Here is a 16,434-nt window from a genome sequence, read left to right as displayed (position 1 = left end):
CTATGTTCATAGCGCAATGACTCAGGTTCGCAGCAGCCTGGTGTTTGTTTTCTGCTGAGTATGCTTAGAAAGGATCAATATGGCTGATGTTAACTGGCCCACTGGAATGATGGTGATTCAGGGTAACCATCTGGAAGAACTCAGGGATGTGATGACCGGCTGGATTCAGCGTTACCCACTGTCCCCCTTAGAAGATGAGCAAATCCTTGTTCAGAGTAATGGCATCGCCCAGTGGCTAAAAATGGCACTGGCAGAAAATGAAGATAAAGGGGGATGCGGAATTGCCGCCGCCATGAAGGTTCAGCTTCCCGGACGCTTTATCTGGCAGGCCTACCGTTGTTTTGAACCCGATATTCCCAGTGCATCTCCTTTTGATAAAGGCCCTCTGACATGGACGCTTTATCAGCTGCTATCGGATCAAACGACCCTGCAGGCGAGTATTCCCAACCCGGATTGTTTAAGTCCTTTACTGGGCTTTCTGCAAAAAGATGCCGACCCGAGACGGGTCTATCAGCTGGCCGCTAAATTGTCAGATATCTATGATCAGTATCAGATCTATCGCGCAGACTGGCTGGAAGCCTGGGAGGCATCCCGTGACGTACTGATTCGGGCCGGGCAGGAATCTGAAGTACCACTTTCCGAAGAACAGCTTTGGCAGCCAGCCCTATGGCGTTTAATCTGCGAGACTATCCGCCAGCAGCCCCTGAAGACAACACTGAGTGAGCGGGAAGGCTTCTGGGCTAAGAAAAGCCGGTCTGAGATCCATCGTATTATCGTCGAACAGGCCCGGCAACAGAGATCGGCACCTGATGATCTGCCAAAACGCGTTATCGTATTTGGCATCTCAGCACTGCCCCAGCAGAACCTTGAACTGTTGCAAAGTTTGTCACACGTCTGCCAGGTATTGCTTTTCGTTCATAATCCAAGCCCTCACTATTGGGGTGACCTGATCGAAGGTCGCGCCTTGTTAAAGCAATATACCCGCACCAGAGAGCGTAAAATCCCTGAAGGTATCCCGCTGGAGAACCTGCATCTGCAAGGCAATCCTCTACTGGCATCCTGGGGTAAACAGGGGCGGGATTATCTGCATCTGCTGGATGAAAACGACCAGCCGGAATCCTACCGGAACCACTTCAATCGTATCGATCTTTTTGAACCACCGCATCCGGATGATCAGGGCAAAATGTCTCTGCTTCGTCAGGTTCAGGACGACATTTACCAGCTTCGCAGTCTGGATGAGCGCAAGGAACGCAGCCGATCTGCCGAGCACCAGGTTGATCCCGACAGTGATAATAGCCTGCAGTTTATTGTGGCCCACAGCCCACAGCGTGAAGTTGAAATTCTCCATGACCAGCTTTTAGACGCTTTTGAGCAGGCTCAGAAGCAAGGGGCGTCGCTGCAACCCAGGGATATTCTGGTTATGGTGCCTGATGTCTCAGTTTATGCACCCCATGTTCAGGCTGTTTTTGGGCGCTACCAGCAAACGAAAGAGGCGGGGGGCATCGGTGAGTACCTTGTCCGTGATAGCCGTTTTATTCCTTATTATATTTCTGATCAGGGACAAAGGGGCGTCAATAGCTTACTGACAGCTTTTGAAAGCCTTCTGCAGCTCAGAGATGCTCGCTTTGCGGTGAGTGAACTTCTGGATCTGCTGGATACCCCAGCGTTACAGAACCGTTTCGGTTTCTCAGAAGAGTATTTGCCAAGACTGCACCAATGGATCAAAGGTGCCAACATTCGCTGGGGATTGGATCAGCAACATCGATCTGAACTCGACTTGCCGGAAGCTGGTGAGCAGAACAGCTGGCTTTTCGGTCTCAAGCGTATGTTGCTGGGTTACGCCGTGGGTCAGGGGGAGCGCTGGCAGGAGATTGAGCCCTATGATGAAATTGCGGGCCTTGAAGCTGCCCTGATTGGCCCTCTGGTACTCCTGATCGATGCGCTCCAGCTAACTCGCCAAGAGATGATGACACCCTGGGAACCCCGTGAATGGGAACGCATGATCAACGGGCTCTGCCATCGCTTCTTTACCACAGACTCCCCATCAGATGAGCGGGCTATCAGCACCATCAGTAAGGGCATGGAAAGCTGGTGTCAGGAGTGTGAGTTGGGACAGTTACTGCACGAACCTCTGCCCCTGGAGGTTGTACGGGAGGAGCTGCTCAGTCGCATTGATCAACCGACACTGACTCAGAAATTTCTCGGTGGCTCCGTTAATTTCGCAACGCTGATGCCGATGCGGGCGATTCCGTTTAAACAGGTATGGCTGTTGGGCATGAACGATGCGGATTACCCAAGAAGCCAACAGGCCGCCGACTTTGACCTGATGACAAATGATTATCGCCCCGGTGATCGCTCCCGCCGTGAAGATGATCGCTACCTCTTTCTTGAGGCTCTGCTATCGGCCCGGGAGCGCCTTGTTATATCCTGGGTAGGTCGGAATATCCGGGACAACAGTGAGAAACCACCTTCGGTGCTTGTTGGTCAGTTAAGAGATTACCTCGACGCGGGCTGGTTTCTTGCCAGCCAAGCCGGAGGGGCAGAGTCCCGCACTTTGCTTGAGGCCATAACCACAGAGCATCCCCTGCAACCTTTCAGCAAGCAGTACTTTCAGCCCAACGCGGAAAGTAAAGCACTGTTTACCTATGCAAAAGAGTGGCGTGATGTTCACGGAGAGATGGCCCAGGGCCATGACCAGATCCCTGACGCAAGCCAGGCGCTGGTTAGTGGCGAGCGAACATTGCCCGCTCTGAAGCTGGACGCTCCGTTAACATTGACAGATCTGGCGGGCTTCTTACGGCATCCGGTGAAAACCTTTTTCAGCCGACGGCTTGGGGTCAACTGGTTTGATGGGGGAGAAGTGGCCGAGGATGAAGAGCGCTTTGCCCTTGATGGTCTGGAGCGCTGGGCACTGCAAAAAACACTGATCGACCGGGTTATACAGCAGCAGGCTAAGTTTCCGGATAGTCCGGCAGATCGGTTACTGGAGCAGTCGCTGAATAGCTTACGGGCTGCCGGTGAACTGCCCATGGCGGCCTTTGCCGATGCTGAGCAGGTTCGCTTAAAAGAGGCGCTGTATGAACCCCTGAGTCTCTACCAGACACTGCAACAGCAATATCAGGATTCTTACAGTAGCGCGGTCAGGGTTTTTGACCTGACAACAGGTGATCGGTTGGAAGCTCAGCTCAATGATCTGAGACGTAACGCCAGTGGCGAAACGATACGGCTGGTTCTGCAGCCAAGCCGTTTATTCCGGGGAGATGACCTTAAATATGAGCATCTGATCCGTCACTGGCCATACCATTTATTTGCTCAATTGGAGCAGCCTGTTATTACCCATCTGCTGGGAGCCGATAGCCAGCAGACAATTCAGATGCAACCCATGGCTTCAGCGCAGGCCGAGGCTATCTTATTGGATCTGGCACAAGCCTGGCTGGAAAATATCAATCAACTCTGGCCCTTAGCCTGTAAAACAGGTTTCTCTCATCTTACGGATGGTGATCCGGAAGGACAGTACATGGGAGGCTTCAGGCATACAGGGGAGTGTGGAGAGCATCCTGCTTATTCCCGTTTTTGGCCTGATTTTCAGTCTCTGGCCGCGGATGGTCGTTTTGAGGCTCTGGCAGAACGTCTTTACGCCCCCATGCTGGCCAGTCTTAAACCGATTGCAGGAGATCAGGTATGAGTCAGGATTTTGATTTTCTGAGCTTTCCTCTCACCGGCAGTCAGCTGATTGAAGCCAGCGCCGGCACCGGGAAAACCTTTAGTTTAGCACTGCTTTATACACGTCTGATTCTGGGGCATGGTGCTGAGGGACAAGGTTTCTCACGGCCTTTAACGCCCCGTGAGATTCTGGTGGTGACCTTCACCGATGCTGCCGCTGAAGAACTAAAAGACCGTATCAGAGCCCGGCTGGTTGAAGCCGCTGCATTTTTTCAGGCGGGGAGCCGGGATAAAAGTGATGCCGATAACCCACTTTACCGGCTTCGCAATAGTTTCCCGGAAGCGCAATGGCCAGGGTGTGCCTGGCGGCTGAAACTGGCGGCTGAATCAATGGATGAGGCCTGCATTTCCACAATTCATAGCTGGTGTAACCGGGTGTTGGTTGAGCATGCCTTTGACACCAAGGGGTTATTTAACCGGGAGCTGGTCACAGATCATAGTGAACTCCTGGCTGAAGTCGTCAGGGATTACTGGCGTAAACACTTTTATCCTTTGCCAGCCGGGCAGGTTTCACTGGTGCTGGATTGTTTCTCCTCACCGGAAGCGTTGCAACAGCGGCTAAAAGGCCTGTTGAGTCAACATCAGGCGGGACTCAGTTATCAGGGATATCCATTACCTGTACCTGATCTGCATACCTGTCTTAAGGCTCATGCGGATTACCAACAGTCAGCGGCGGAAGAACAGGCCAGAAAAGCGGAGCAGGAACAAATAGCCCGCCAGCAATGGGTGGATCAGCAGGATGCTATTGAGGCTCACCTTTGGCAGCTACAACCTGCATTATCCGGCACCCAGCATGACAGTGCTAAGCCTGAGAAGTTTACATTACTGCTGGAAAGTATCGCCCGCTGGGCCCATGAGGGGGCAAAAGCACCGGCTAAACTGAAATATTTTGCCGAAGGCGCGTTCAGCTTTAAAAAAGGCAAAGAGCAGCCTGTAGAGAACTTTCCGGCATTTACCGCACTGAAAATCCTCTTTAGCCCCACAGAAATACAGGCTGACGTGGCTACCAAGCTAAATGAGCCGGATACTGATCTGTGTTCAGCCCTTACCGCCCACGCTCTGAACTGGGTGGCACAGACCTTCAACCGTCGCATGCAGCAGCGGGCAGAGATGGGATTCGATGACCTGTTAACACAGTTAGCGGAAGCCCTTGAAGACCCGAGTCATGGCCCGCACCTGGCGGGGGCATTAGCAAACACATTTCCTGCAGCGATGATTGATGAATTTCAGGATACAGACCCCGTTCAGTACCAGATTTTTAATCGTATTTACCCGCTGGAGAGTAATAACCCTGACCAGCTTTTAGTCATGATCGGAGATCCTAAACAGGCGATTTACAGCTTCCGGGGGGCCGATATCTATACATACCTGCAGGCCCGGCAGGCCACAGAAGGTCGGCATTACACGCTGAAGCGAAACTTTCGCTCCACTAAAGGGGTTGTTGCGGCCTGTAATCATCTGTTCAGCCATGCAGAGCAACATGACCGAGGAGCATTTCGCTTTGCCAGCGAAGGCAAAAATCAGGTGCCCTATGTGATGGTTGACGCGAACGGACGTAGCGAGCAGCTCTGTTTTGCCGGACAGCCTGTTCCGGCCATGACCCTCTGGCCATTTGAGCATGCAGAAGGGGAAGCGCTGGGAATGAGTGCATACCGCCAACAGGCAGCCGAGGTGGCCGCCAGTCAGATCACTCTGTGGCTTAATATGGCTCAGCAACAGCAGGCTGGCTTTGTATCTGCCGGAGATAGCCGGATTCGGGCGCGCCTTAAACCGAAAGATATCGCTATTCTGGTACGTACAGGAAGTGAAGCCCGGTTAGTCCGGGAACAACTGGCCAAGCGCAATGTTTCCAGTGTCTACCTTTCTGACCGTGAATCTGTCTTTGCCAGCCGTGAGGCTCAGGATCTTCTGCACTGGTTAAGGGCTGTTGCTGAACCCACGAATGAAAGCCTGATACGGGCGGCTCTTGGCAGTAACACCCTTGAGCTGCCTCTGGAGCAGCTGGCGGCCTGGCGTGAAGATGAGCTGGCCTGGGAGGATCAGATGCTTTTCTTTACCCGTTTGCATCGTATCTGGCAGCAGCAAGGTGTTCTGGCCATGGTACGCCAACTTATGGAACAGTATCGTTTACCGGCCCGGGCTCTCAGTAAAGCGAAAGGGGAGCGCTGCCTGACAAACCTGCTGCACCTGGCGGAATGGCTCCAGCAGGCCGCGGTAGAGATAAAAGGTGAACAGGCGCTGATACGTCACTTGTCAGAACAGATAGCGTCCGGTGACGAACAAAATATTCTTCGCCTTGAAAGTGATGCCGACCTGGTTCAGGTCATTACGATTCATAAATCCAAAGGTCTTGAGTACCCACTGGTACTACTGCCTTTTGTTGGTAGCTGGAAAGAGATTGATGGCAAAGTGCCACAGGTTAACTGGCGTATCGGCGCGGGTGCAAGCCAGCGAACCTACGCTGAAATCGCCGGAAAATCACGTTTTGGTGAAGCCTGGGAGCGTGCCAACGATGATCGTATCAGTGAAGATATGCGTTTGCTTTATGTTGCACTGACCCGGGCCAGTCATGCGCTTTGGCTCGGTATCGGCCCCCTGAAATCCGGTAATGCAAAAAAGCCACAGACGGAACGTTCCGCCATGGGGTATTTGCTGGCGGGTGATGATCCGGCTCAGATAAAAACACCGGAGTTGGTGATGGACGCATATCAGAAACTGGCATCCGGCTGTGACAGTATTCGCTTGCTGCCTCAGGCACCGGATATTCTGCAGAATACTCTTAAACCGTCTGAACAGGTGAGCCTAAACCCGGCCCGGCAGGCACCAAAGCTCAAAGCACTGAAAAGCTGGTGGATTGCCAGCTATTCAGCCATAGGCTATGGCAGTACTCCCGGATATACAGATACCAGCACCGTTGCCGACCCGGAACTTGCTGTCGAAGCCACCGCCTCCGAAACCCGCGACGAGCCCTATCAACGGGCACCTCTGCCCGATGAACTGGAGGCAGAGCTTAGTATGCATCAGTTTCCCGCCGGTGCCAGCTGGGGTACTTTTCTGCATAGTCTGTTTGAATGGGCCGCAGAACACCGGCAGCGAAATCAGGACAACATCCTGATAAAAGGTTTTCAGGCAGCGGCATCGGACGATGAAGGCCGTCTTGAATATCTCAGCCGTCAATGTGAATTCCGGGATATCGCACACCTGGCAGCCCCCCTCAGTCAGTGGTTTAAGGCCTTTTTAGAGACACCCTGGTCTGTGTTACAGCGCGCTGGCCTATCCAAGGACTTTTCACTGGTGACCCTGGCGCCAAAAAGCTGCTCAACGGAACTTGAATTTATGCTGGCAAGTGATTCTGTCAACACATTGCAGCTCGATCAGCTGGTCAGCCGCTACACCTTAAATCAGCAACCCAGGCCTACGGCCTTACCTAATCAGTTGAACGGTATGCTGAAAGGGTTTATCGACCTGGTTGTGGAGCATAATGGCCGGTATTTCGTTGTGGACTGGAAGTCCAATAAGCTCGGGGATGATGATAGCGCCTATACACAAAAAGCGATGGCTGAAGCGATTCTTAAAAAACGTTATGACCTGCAGTACAGTCTCTACCTGCTGGCGTTGCACCGGCAGCTGAAAACCCGGCTCCCGGATTACGATTATGATCGCCATATCGGAGGAGCCATCTATGTATTCCTCAGGGGATGGCAATCAGAGTCTTCAGGCCTCTTTTTTGAACGTCCACCTAAAGCATTGATTGAATCACTGGATCAGCTGTTCCGGGGGCAAGCTCCTGCCATCGGCTTTAACAGTAATGAATCCGGGGAACAGGGTGTATTGTTATGAATAAGCCAATACTGACAAAACAGCCTGATGATATTGCGTTCCTGCAACAGCTGGAGCTTTGGCAGGAATCAGGGGCTATTCGGGCTCTGGATCTGGCACTTGCCCGCTTTATCGCCCGGCAAATACCGGAAGCAGAGTGCACTGATGCCGTACTTTTAGCGATCACTTTGGTCAGTGAGCGTACCGCCCATGGCAATGTTTGCCTTGATCTGGCTCAGGCCCGGCAGGACCCTTCCGGCCTGTTATCCCCCATAGGGGATGAGCGCCTGCGTGATCTCGTGGGTCAACAGCTACGCTCACAATTGAGTGCGTGCTCTGTTACCCAGTGGCAGGCTGAACTCCGGCAGTGCTCTGCGGTGGATGACCTCAGTCAGCAAAGTGCTGAGAGCCATCAGCTGCAAGATGTTGAGAGCCATCAGCCACAAGATATTAAGAGCCCTCAGCTGCATGGTATAGATAGCCATCAGCCACAAGATATTAAGAGCCCTCAGCTGCATGGTATAGATAGCCATCAGCCACAGGATATTGGCCGCCATCAGCGACCACTTGTTCTTACGGGCAGCCCGGAGAAACCGCTTTTATATCTGCGACGTTACTGGCAATACGAGCAAGATGTTCGACGAGGTATAGAGCAGCGCCTGAAGCCTTTGCCGGTTTCCGAAAAACTACGCGCTATTCTGGACATTGTATTTGGCCCTGAACGTGATCAGATACAACCTAATTGGCAGAAGGTGGCCTGTGGTCTGTCGGCCCGCAGTGGATTCAGTATTATCACAGGGGGGCCAGGGACCGGTAAAACTACTACTGTAGTCCGTCTTCTGGCCCTGCTGCAGGGGCTTGAGCTGGCTGAAGGACATTCAGCCAAGGTCATTCGGCTTGCGGCACCAACGGGTAAGGCCGCCGCCAGGCTGAACGAGTCTATAGCAGGCAGTGTCCACCGTCTGAATATAACCACCGACCAGCTATCACAGGAGCAACAGGCCCTTTTTCCGGGTAAGGATGCGTTGAACCAATGGCAGGCCTCTATACCCACTGAGGTCAGTACGCTGCACCGCCTGTTGGGCAGTCAACCCAACACCCGACATTTCAGACACAATCAGGCGAACCCGTTACCGGCAGATATTGTTGTTATCGATGAAGCATCCATGGTGGATATTGAGATGATGGCAAAACTTATGTCTGCCCTCAGACCCGATGCCCGTCTGATATTGCTGGGAGACAAGGATCAGTTGGCTTCGGTGGAAGCCGGCTCCATCCTGGGGGATCTTTGTGATCAGGCGGAGGATGGGCACTATAGCCAAAAGAGCTGCACTTATGTCCGTGACACTACCGGGCAACTGATCAGCCATGACTATCAGGCTTCACCGTCCACTCTCAAGCTACCCAGGCTTGCCCGTATGATTAGCCAGACGACAACCATGCTGCGTCACTGCTATCGCTCAGAAGGGCAGAACCTTCTGGATTTCGCCGCCTGGGTTAACCAACAGGGGATTCTCAACTTTGGTATGCAGGGTTTACAGCGCTATTTTGAACCTGCTTCAAAGGAGTTAAGTTACCTGGATCTGCCGATACGCTCTGAAGGGCAGAGGGAGTGGAGTGATTTTAACCAGCTGATAGTGGCAGGCTATCAACCTTATCTGAAAAAGCTGTCCGAACTGGAAAAGCTGGAAAACAGTACAACACAAGTACTCGAACAGCAGGTTTTTGAGATCTTCCGTTTACATAAGCAGTTCCAATTGCTCTGCGCTGTGCGGCAGGGTGATTTTGGTGTTGAAGGGCTCAACCATAGAATTCGTCAGCTTCTGGCCAGCCGTCGGCTTATCCCCGGAGGTGAGCAGCAGTGGTATCCGGGACGCCCGGTACTGATTACCCAAAACGATTACAGCCTGAAGCTGATGAACGGTGATATAGGCATCTGTATGCAGCTGCCTGAAGAGGGTCAGGCACAGACCGATACCCGACATTTCCGGGTCGCTTTTCCAGATGGACAGGGAGGTATCCGCTGGGTATTGCCCAGCCGTCTGCAAGGGGTTGAAACTGTTTTTGCCATGACCGTTCACAAATCTCAAGGTTCTGAGTTTGACCATACGGCTCTTATTTTGCCTGACAAGGTGAACGCGGTACTGACCAAAGAGCTGCTTTATACGGGCATTACCCGTTCTAAAACACGCTTTACCCTGATTGTGCCGGAACAGAAAGTACTGGAGGCCGCCCTACAACAAAAAATCAGTCGTATAAGCGGCTTACTGAGTGAGTAGTACTGAGTGAGCAGATAGGCCAGCAACGGATGAACTGCAGATAAAAGGCGTATTGTTAATCGCCCATCACAGCCCCCTCCCGTCGGGGGTCTGCCGCGCCAATCAGCTTACCCTCTTTAAACAGGACCCCGTGCAAACCGGAGTTGAGATCTCTGACCGAGACCTTGAACCCCATCGCTTGCAGAGGTGCCTTAAGCGCCTCTGCGGCAGTGCCGGCTTCCAGGTCGTAGGTTCCAAAGCGATTGATCAGATGGGGTTTACTGATCGCCTGTTGCAGTGACATCCCCCAATCTAGGTGGGCGATCAGCGCCGAAGCCACATAACCGATAATCCGGGAACCACCGGGAGAGCCAATGGCCAGATAGGGCTTACCCGCTTTCATCACCAGGGTGGGTGCCATGGAAGAGCGGGGACGCTTGCCCGGTTCCAGCCGATTGGCAATGGGGTAGCCATCTTTATGGCTGGCAAAGGAGAAGTCCGTCAGTTCGTTATTGAGCAGAAAACCGCCGGTCATCACCCGTGAACCGAAACCGTTTTCAATGGTGGTGGTCATAGAGACGATATTGCCTTCACGATCCACAATCACCAGATGACTGGTGGAGGGCAGTTCAACCGAAATATCATCGGCAAGGGCAACCGGTTGATGCCATTGGGGCGCTCCGGCCTCGGCTTTCACCAGGGCTGTACCCGGTTGAATCATAGCCGCCCGCTGTTTCAGGTAATCACGATCCAGTAACCCTTCCGGCATAGGTACAAAATCGGTATCCGCCATATAACGGCCCCGGTCCGCAAAGGCCAGACGGGATGCATCACCGATAATCTGCCAGCTTTTAGGGTTATCTGCCCCCAGTGACTTAAGGTCGAAGGATTCCACGATACCGAGTATCTGCCCGACCGTCAGCGCACCGGAGCTGGGTGGCCCCATGCCGCACACTTCGTAACCGCGATAAGGGGCGCAAACCGCTGGACGCTCTTTAATCTTGTAGATCTGCAGATCCGTTTCCGTCAGTAAACCGGGGTTATCCTGAAGGTCCTGAACTTTTCTCACCAGCGCCTTGCCGATTTTCCCATGGTAAAATGCATCTGCCCCTTTCTCCGCTAATAGCCCCAGGGTTTCCCCATAGGCCTTATTGGTCAGGCGATAGCCCGCAGGTAGCGGCTGACCGTCCTGAGTAAAGAAATAGTTGCGGGTATCCGGATAGCGGCTTAAACGGGCCTGATCATTGGCGATGGCACCGGCAAGGCGAGGGGAGACAGTGAACCCCTTCTCCGCCAATTGTTTCGCCGGTTGCAGCAAGCGGGACCAGTCCAACTTGCCAAAGCGTTGATGGGTCTCTGCCATTAGCTTAACGGTACCGGGTGTACCCACCGATCGACCACCCACCACGGCATCAAAAAATGTCAGCGGCTTGCCCTGATCATCCTGAAACAGCTCTGGTGTGGCGGCCAGCGGAGCGGTTTCCCGACCATCAAAGGTGGTTAACTGCTGTTTCCTGGCGTTGTAGTAGAGCATAAATGCACCGCCACCCAGCCCGGAGGATTGCGGTTCCGTCAGGCCGAGAACGGTTTGCACCGTTACCATGGCATCAATGGCACTACCACCCTCTTTCAGCACCTGGTAACCGGCTTCAACCGCATAGGGGTTGGCGGCGGCAACGATAAACTGATTGGCGGTAACCGCCTGATTTTCTGTACGTTGGCTGGCCGCTTCCGGGGCGACCTTGTCCGCCTGTTGTTGCGCCTGTAATTCACTACTGGCCAGGAGCATTAATCCAACAATACCAAAACAGGACGTCACTTTTTTCATTGGGGGCAGGCCCGTTTTTCCCGTCAAATACCGATGAGAACGCTTCATTGATGCTTTCCTTATCTGGTTAATACCACGATTGACTCAACTATCAGCCCTTATACCAGCGACCATCCGGTTCCGGCAGCATCCACTGGCGGGAAAACCAGAACCAACGGGGCTCAGAGATATGCGGCGCGGTGCAGTTATAGCGATGACGCCCCGCAGGTAGTGTTCTTTCGGTCGCCATCTGCAGTTTAACCGTACCATCGGCCTGATATTCGTGCGTTAACTGCAGCACCTCGCCAACAGGACCATAACAGCGTAGCTGATCCAGGCGATAATCGCCCTTATCCAGTGTCAGGGTCAGAACCGGGCTGCGCTCATCGGCCGCTAACACACCGGAGCGGGGTTCTTCCGCTTTTATCGGAAAGGGCAGCGCCAACAGCTTGGTTTTAAGGCTTTGGGGATCGGAGTAAACCCCGTTGGCCGCATAGCGGGGAGCACCCTGTAAAGAGGTAAAGCGACTCACCGCACCGGATTGCTGACCAAAGGCGATATAGCCCAGATCCGCCAGCAGACTTTCCAGTGCCGGATTAAACTCACCGTAAGGGTAGGCGAATAGCTTCGTTTCCGATAAAACGCCCAGATGCTTCTCCAGCTGTTGCTGGTTGCCGGTAATCTCAGCGCGCATACGATCCAGCCACTGAGCTTCGCTTTCGCCCCTCTGGTGACGGATCATATGTTTATGGTGCAGGGAGTGATTGCCGATGGTTGCACCCTTTGCTTTCGCCTCACGCAGCTGCTCCCAGGTCATATACTGCCGATTACCCTGATCGATTGGTGCGGCGTTGACAAAAATGGTGAAGGGCAGCTTGCGGGCCGACATAATCGGCATCGCTGTGTCATAGACACTGAGATAGGCATCATCAAAGGTCAGTACCGCCACTTTATCCGGTAGCGGTTTATTGGCCTTCAGGTATGCAGTGACCTGTGGCAGCGACCAGACCTGAAAACCCAACTGATCCAGCAGATCCAGGTGCTGGGTAAAGGCCCCGGCATCGGTACTGGTGGAAGGGGGCGTTTCCGCACTGATATGGTGATACATCAGAACCGAAGCATGGTGCTGCTCAGCAATCTCCTTTGCCTGAACCTGACTACCGATTAAGGACAAACCCAGAACCGTCGAACCTAACAGTGATAAACGCATAACCCTCTCTTTCGTTTTTTAGTCGTTCGTTGTTATAACAAACGTAGTGTGTTTCAACACAGGCAGCAATGACCGGAAATTATGAGGGAATCTGTAACAGGATCAAAGACAGCGCTGTGGTCTTTGAGTAAGCGGTGCTATTCGCACGGTCAAAAACGTAATTTTATGGCGGCTTCGGTTGTAAATGTGCGATTAGCCCGCAGTTAAAGAGAAGGTTGAGCCCGTTTTACGGCATATGATGCAGGCCGCCCCCCTGTACAGGCAAGCGGTAGGTTAAGGAGTCCTTCTGTGGTTAAACGCTATCTGAAAAGCGCCGGAAAACAGCTCGGCAGTAAAATCGGCAAACAGCTGGGTAAAAAGGTCGGCCAAAAACTGATCCGGCAGGCTGAAAACCTGAACCTGCAAAAGCGCCACCGCATGGGCGTGACCGGTTTTTCCCGTGCCGGTAAAACCGTGCTGATCACCCAAATGACCCACAGTCTGCTTCGGGTGGATGAGCCTCTGCCGGAAGGTGTCAGCCGACACCCACTGTCCGGTTTAGATCTGTTTGATGCCGGGCTGCTTAAACCGGCACGGTTAAAAGAGGATCAGCTGGCCCGACGCAGCCAGTTTGATTTCTTTCGCCACCGGGACAGTCTGATGGGGCAGGGCCGTTGGCCGGAACCCACCCGGGACCTGACCTGGCTGGAGCTTGAGATTAAGCGTCCGCAAAAGCCACAAGCCCTTCAACAGCTTGTCTCTGCCGATAACCTGCAACTGGAGATTATGGATTACCCCGGAGAGTGGCTGGCCGATCTGGCGCTACCGGAGCAATCCTTCCGTCAGTGGTCGGAATCCGCCTGGGAACTGGCCCAACAGCCTCACCGGCGCAAACTCAGTGAGCCCTTCTGCCAGCTGATATCGGAAGCCGCTGAACAGCAACAGGTGAGCGACGCCCTGGAACGCAAACTGGCGGACGCCTGGAAAGACTACCTGACGGCCGCCCGTGCCGAGGGCTATGTGCTCAATCAGCCCAGTCGCGTACTGGTGCCGGGGCAGATGCAAAACTACGCCATGCTCGGTTTTTTTCCGGTCCCGGATCATCTGCAGCTGCCCAAACTACAGAACAGCATGGCACGCCTGTTCGACGCCTACAAACAGGAGATCGAAAGCTATCTTGGGCGTCATTTCCGCCATCTCGACAGCCAGATCATTCTGGTGGATCTGCTAACGGCGCTGGAACAAGGGGAAGCCGCCCTGAACGAACTTCAGCAGGCGATGCAGGCCGCTTTGCGCTTTTTCCGTTACGGCAACCAAAAGGGCATGTTCCAGTGGCTGAATCGCAAAATAGGCCGGGTTGTCTTTGCCGCCACCAAAGCGGATCAGCTGGTTTTATCTGAACGTATCCGGCTGGAGAAACTGCTCGGTGCGCTGCTGAATGAGATCGATCCCGGCAACGATGTCCGGGCACGGGCGGATGTTCGCTATCGGGCCATCGCCGCCCTGGAGACCACGCGCAGTCTGGTGGATGACCACGGGCAGGAGTACCTGCTGGGTCGTGAGACCGATGGCCGCCAGCAGCCTTATTACTCCGGTCGTGTACCGGAAGCCCTGCCCATCGACTGGCAGACCCTGCCGGAACAGCTACAGCTTAAACGCTGGTCACCCCCTGTTCGCATCGCCAATGTTAATCAGTTACTGCCCGCCTATCAGCTGGGGCGTGTGCTGAATGATCTGCTGAAGGATGATCTGTCATGAGTCAGAAACCCGGATATATCGAACCTGCCACCTCCGCAAAAAACACTGAGGCCGCCGACGGAACGGCTGGCGAAGCAGACCGTAACGGGGCAATCCAAACCGGGCAGGAAACCGCCCGTAACCCCGGTTACGCACCGGAAGCTGCCACAGAGAGCCTGAAAGATCAGCCTGCGGATGCGATCAACAGCCATAAAGAGGGGCTTCAGCCAGAAAGGGGCGTAGGCCCAGAGATACAAGCTGGCAACTCTCTGATTCAAGGGGGCGGTGGCATCGGTAAAAGTGTGATCGCCGTTGTGGCTGTTCTGCTTCTGCTGATACTGACCAACGAGCTGGTCGCCCTCTGGCAGAGCCATTGGCTGCTGGGGGCGTTTGGGAGTGGCGTGCTGGCGGTTGTGGTGCTGGGCGTGGTCAACGTCTGGCGGCAGGAGCGCCGCTCCACAGCAGAGATTAAACGGTTGAAATGTGAACAGGATGAGGTTCAGCAAGCCATTAAACGCCAGGATCTTACCGCTTTAAAAGCCGCCTTAACCCCCTGGCTGGAACGACAGAGCAAAGCGGCACCCCAGCTGATTCAGCGATTTAAAGACGCCGCAGCAGAACGCACCACCGCCCAAGAGTACTGGCAGCTGTATCAGCTGATGGTTTTGAGAGAGCTGGATCAGCAAGCCCAAAAGATCATCCGCCATTACACCCTGACCACAGGCACCGCCGTAATGGTGATTCCCCATGCGGGGCTCGACACCTTAGTGGTGCTCTGGCGCTCCCGTACCATGACCCGGGAGATAGCCGCCGTTTACGGCCTGGCAACCACCAGCCTAAGCGCCATCCGCTTATTCCGGCAGGCGCTGGTCACCGTGATGGTGGTTGCCGGAGTGGAGGCACTGGCTCAGGAAAAACTCCTCAGCGAAGGCAGCGACGAACTAATGAACCGCATCCTCGGCGGCGTCTCCCAATCCCTGATCACCGCCCGCAGAACCTACAAACTGGGCCGCATGATACAATTGGCCTGCAGGCTGTATGGCATAGACCGTTAACGCCGGATTGAATACAAAACGTAGGCGCCTTCCGACATTGGCCTTCCGACATTGGCCGCCCGACATTTGCCTCCGATGTTCGAACCCGGTGTTTTCGTGTCGGAAGGCGCGCTCACGGCGCTTTTCCGACCTGCGTTCATTTCGCATTCTTTTGATGACGTAACCATCGATGATAGCTGGAATACGGCCAGTCTTTAAGATCAGTCACAAGGCCATGCTTAATCGGATTCAGATGAACGTAGTCAATGTGGCGATTAAAATCATCAGCATCACGAATAGTGTGCTCCCAAAAACGACGTTGCCAGATACCTCGCTCACCCTTACGCAAGCGCACGTCAGAGCGGGGTTCCTGATTCGACAGGCTTTTTGAAAAACGTTTCTTTATCTCGCACCAACGGGAAGAGTAATCGGAATCACCCTCAGGTAGCGTCCAAACCGCATGCATGTGATCCGGCATCACCACCCAGGCATCAATCTGAAAGGGGTACCTCTTCTTAACCCAGCGCACCGATGACCGCAGCAGATCGATATGATCCACCAGCAGAGTTTTGTCCCGTTGCAGAAGATTAACCGTGAAAAAATAACAGCCGCCTTCAACATAATAACGCCGATATTGCATAACACCTCCTTGTTGCAAAATACATAATCAAAACGCCGGAACATACCGGATTATGGGGATAAGCGATGGTGACAATGTCGGAAGGCGCCTCCGGCTTTTCCGACCTTGTATCTCTCCTGGAACTGAGGTTAGCTACCTCTGTTCCGATGAGTCTGGTGATGTTGATTCCGACCTTAGCACTTGATGCTGTCTTGTAGATGAACGCCCAGACTCTTTTATTCTCATAC

The 16,434-nt window shown here is 53.7% G+C and carries 8 protein-coding genes; 5 read left to right on the top strand and 3 right to left on the bottom strand.

The window, feature by feature from the left end; genetic code table 11:
• Window positions 1–79: 79 nt before the first annotated feature.
• The 3 genes from recC to recD are packed head-to-tail and all read left to right on the top strand — an operon-like array spanning window position 80 to window position 9,821.
• A complete protein-coding gene (gene recC, locus BTA35_RS05230) occupies window positions 80–3,685 on the top strand; it encodes an exodeoxyribonuclease V subunit gamma (RefSeq protein ID WP_078318782.1) in 3,606 nt (1,201 codons plus the stop codon).
• Window positions 3,682–7,563 carry an exodeoxyribonuclease V subunit beta gene (gene recB / locus BTA35_RS05225; protein WP_078318781.1) on the top strand — a complete coding sequence of 1,294 codons (3,882 nt, stop codon included), beginning with the start codon at window positions 3,682–3,684 and terminating at the stop codon, window positions 7,561–7,563. Before recC ends, recB begins: the two co-directional genes overlap by 4 nt.
• Window positions 7,560–9,821 (top strand): exodeoxyribonuclease V subunit alpha, encoded by a 2,262-nt coding sequence (gene recD, locus BTA35_RS05220; RefSeq protein ID WP_078318780.1) that lies wholly within the window; start codon window positions 7,560–7,562, stop codon window positions 9,819–9,821. Before recB ends, recD begins: the two co-directional genes overlap by 4 nt.
• A gap of 55 nt (window positions 9,822–9,876) precedes the next feature.
• Here the strand turns inward: recD and ggt are convergent, their stop codons facing one another.
• A complete protein-coding gene (gene ggt / locus BTA35_RS05215; RefSeq protein WP_238377500.1) occupies window positions 9,877–11,676 on the bottom strand; it encodes a gamma-glutamyltransferase in 1,800 nt (599 codons plus the stop codon).
• Window positions 11,677–11,719: 43 nt separating this feature from the next.
• On the bottom strand, window positions 11,720–12,817 hold the full coding sequence (locus BTA35_RS05210; protein ID WP_078318779.1) for a polysaccharide deacetylase family protein: 1,098 nt from the start codon (window positions 12,815–12,817) through the stop codon (window positions 11,720–11,722).
• 288 nt (window positions 12,818–13,105) lie between these two features.
• Between BTA35_RS05210 and BTA35_RS05205 the strand changes: the two genes are divergently transcribed.
• Both BTA35_RS05205 and BTA35_RS05200 read left to right on the top strand, forming a co-directional pair.
• Entirely contained in the window at window positions 13,106–14,554 is a 1,449-nt protein-coding gene (locus BTA35_RS05205) for a YcjX family protein (protein WP_078318778.1), read from the top strand.
• Complete coding sequence (locus BTA35_RS05200) at window positions 14,551–15,588, top strand: YcjF family protein (RefSeq protein WP_078318777.1); 1,038 nt, start codon at window positions 14,551–14,553, stop codon at window positions 15,586–15,588. The genes BTA35_RS05205 and BTA35_RS05200 overlap by 4 nt, the downstream gene beginning before the upstream one ends.
• Before the next feature lie 136 nt (window positions 15,589–15,724).
• Here the strand turns inward: BTA35_RS05200 and BTA35_RS05195 are convergent, their stop codons facing one another.
• Window positions 15,725–16,207: an REP-associated tyrosine transposase gene (locus BTA35_RS05195; RefSeq protein WP_078318776.1), complete on the bottom strand. Its 483-nt coding sequence runs from the start codon at window positions 16,205–16,207 to the stop codon at window positions 15,725–15,727.
• Between the last annotated feature and the right edge of the window lie 227 nt (window positions 16,208–16,434).

It is taken from the genome of Oceanospirillum linum (genome assembly GCF_001995095.2).
Lineage (GTDB): Bacteria > Pseudomonadota > Gammaproteobacteria > Pseudomonadales > Halomonadaceae > Oceanospirillum > Oceanospirillum linum.
Note: the sequence above shows the minus strand (reverse complement) of the source record. Positions and strands in the feature narration are given on the sequence as shown.

Bases quoted from the DNA above. Each gene is read 5' to 3' on its own strand.
- recC (WP_078318782.1), top strand. From the start codon at position 80: ATGGCTGATGTTAACTGGCCCACTGGAATGATGGTGATTCAGGGTAAC.
- recB (WP_078318781.1), top strand. From the start codon at position 3,682: ATGAGTCAGGATTTTGATTTTCTGAGCTTTCCTCTCACCGGCAGTCAG.
- recD (WP_078318780.1), top strand. From the start codon at position 7,560: ATGAATAAGCCAATACTGACAAAACAGCCTGATGATATTGCGTTCCTG.
- ggt (WP_238377500.1), bottom strand. From the start codon at position 11,676: ATGAAGCGTTCTCATCGGTATTTGACGGGAAAAACGGGCCTGCCCCCA.
- BTA35_RS05210 (WP_078318779.1), bottom strand. From the start codon at position 12,817: ATGCGTTTATCACTGTTAGGTTCGACGGTTCTGGGTTTGTCCTTAATC.
- BTA35_RS05200 (WP_078318777.1), top strand. From the start codon at position 14,551: ATGAGTCAGAAACCCGGATATATCGAACCTGCCACCTCCGCAAAAAAC.
- BTA35_RS05195 (WP_078318776.1), bottom strand. From the start codon at position 16,207: ATGCAATATCGGCGTTATTATGTTGAAGGCGGCTGTTATTTTTTCACG.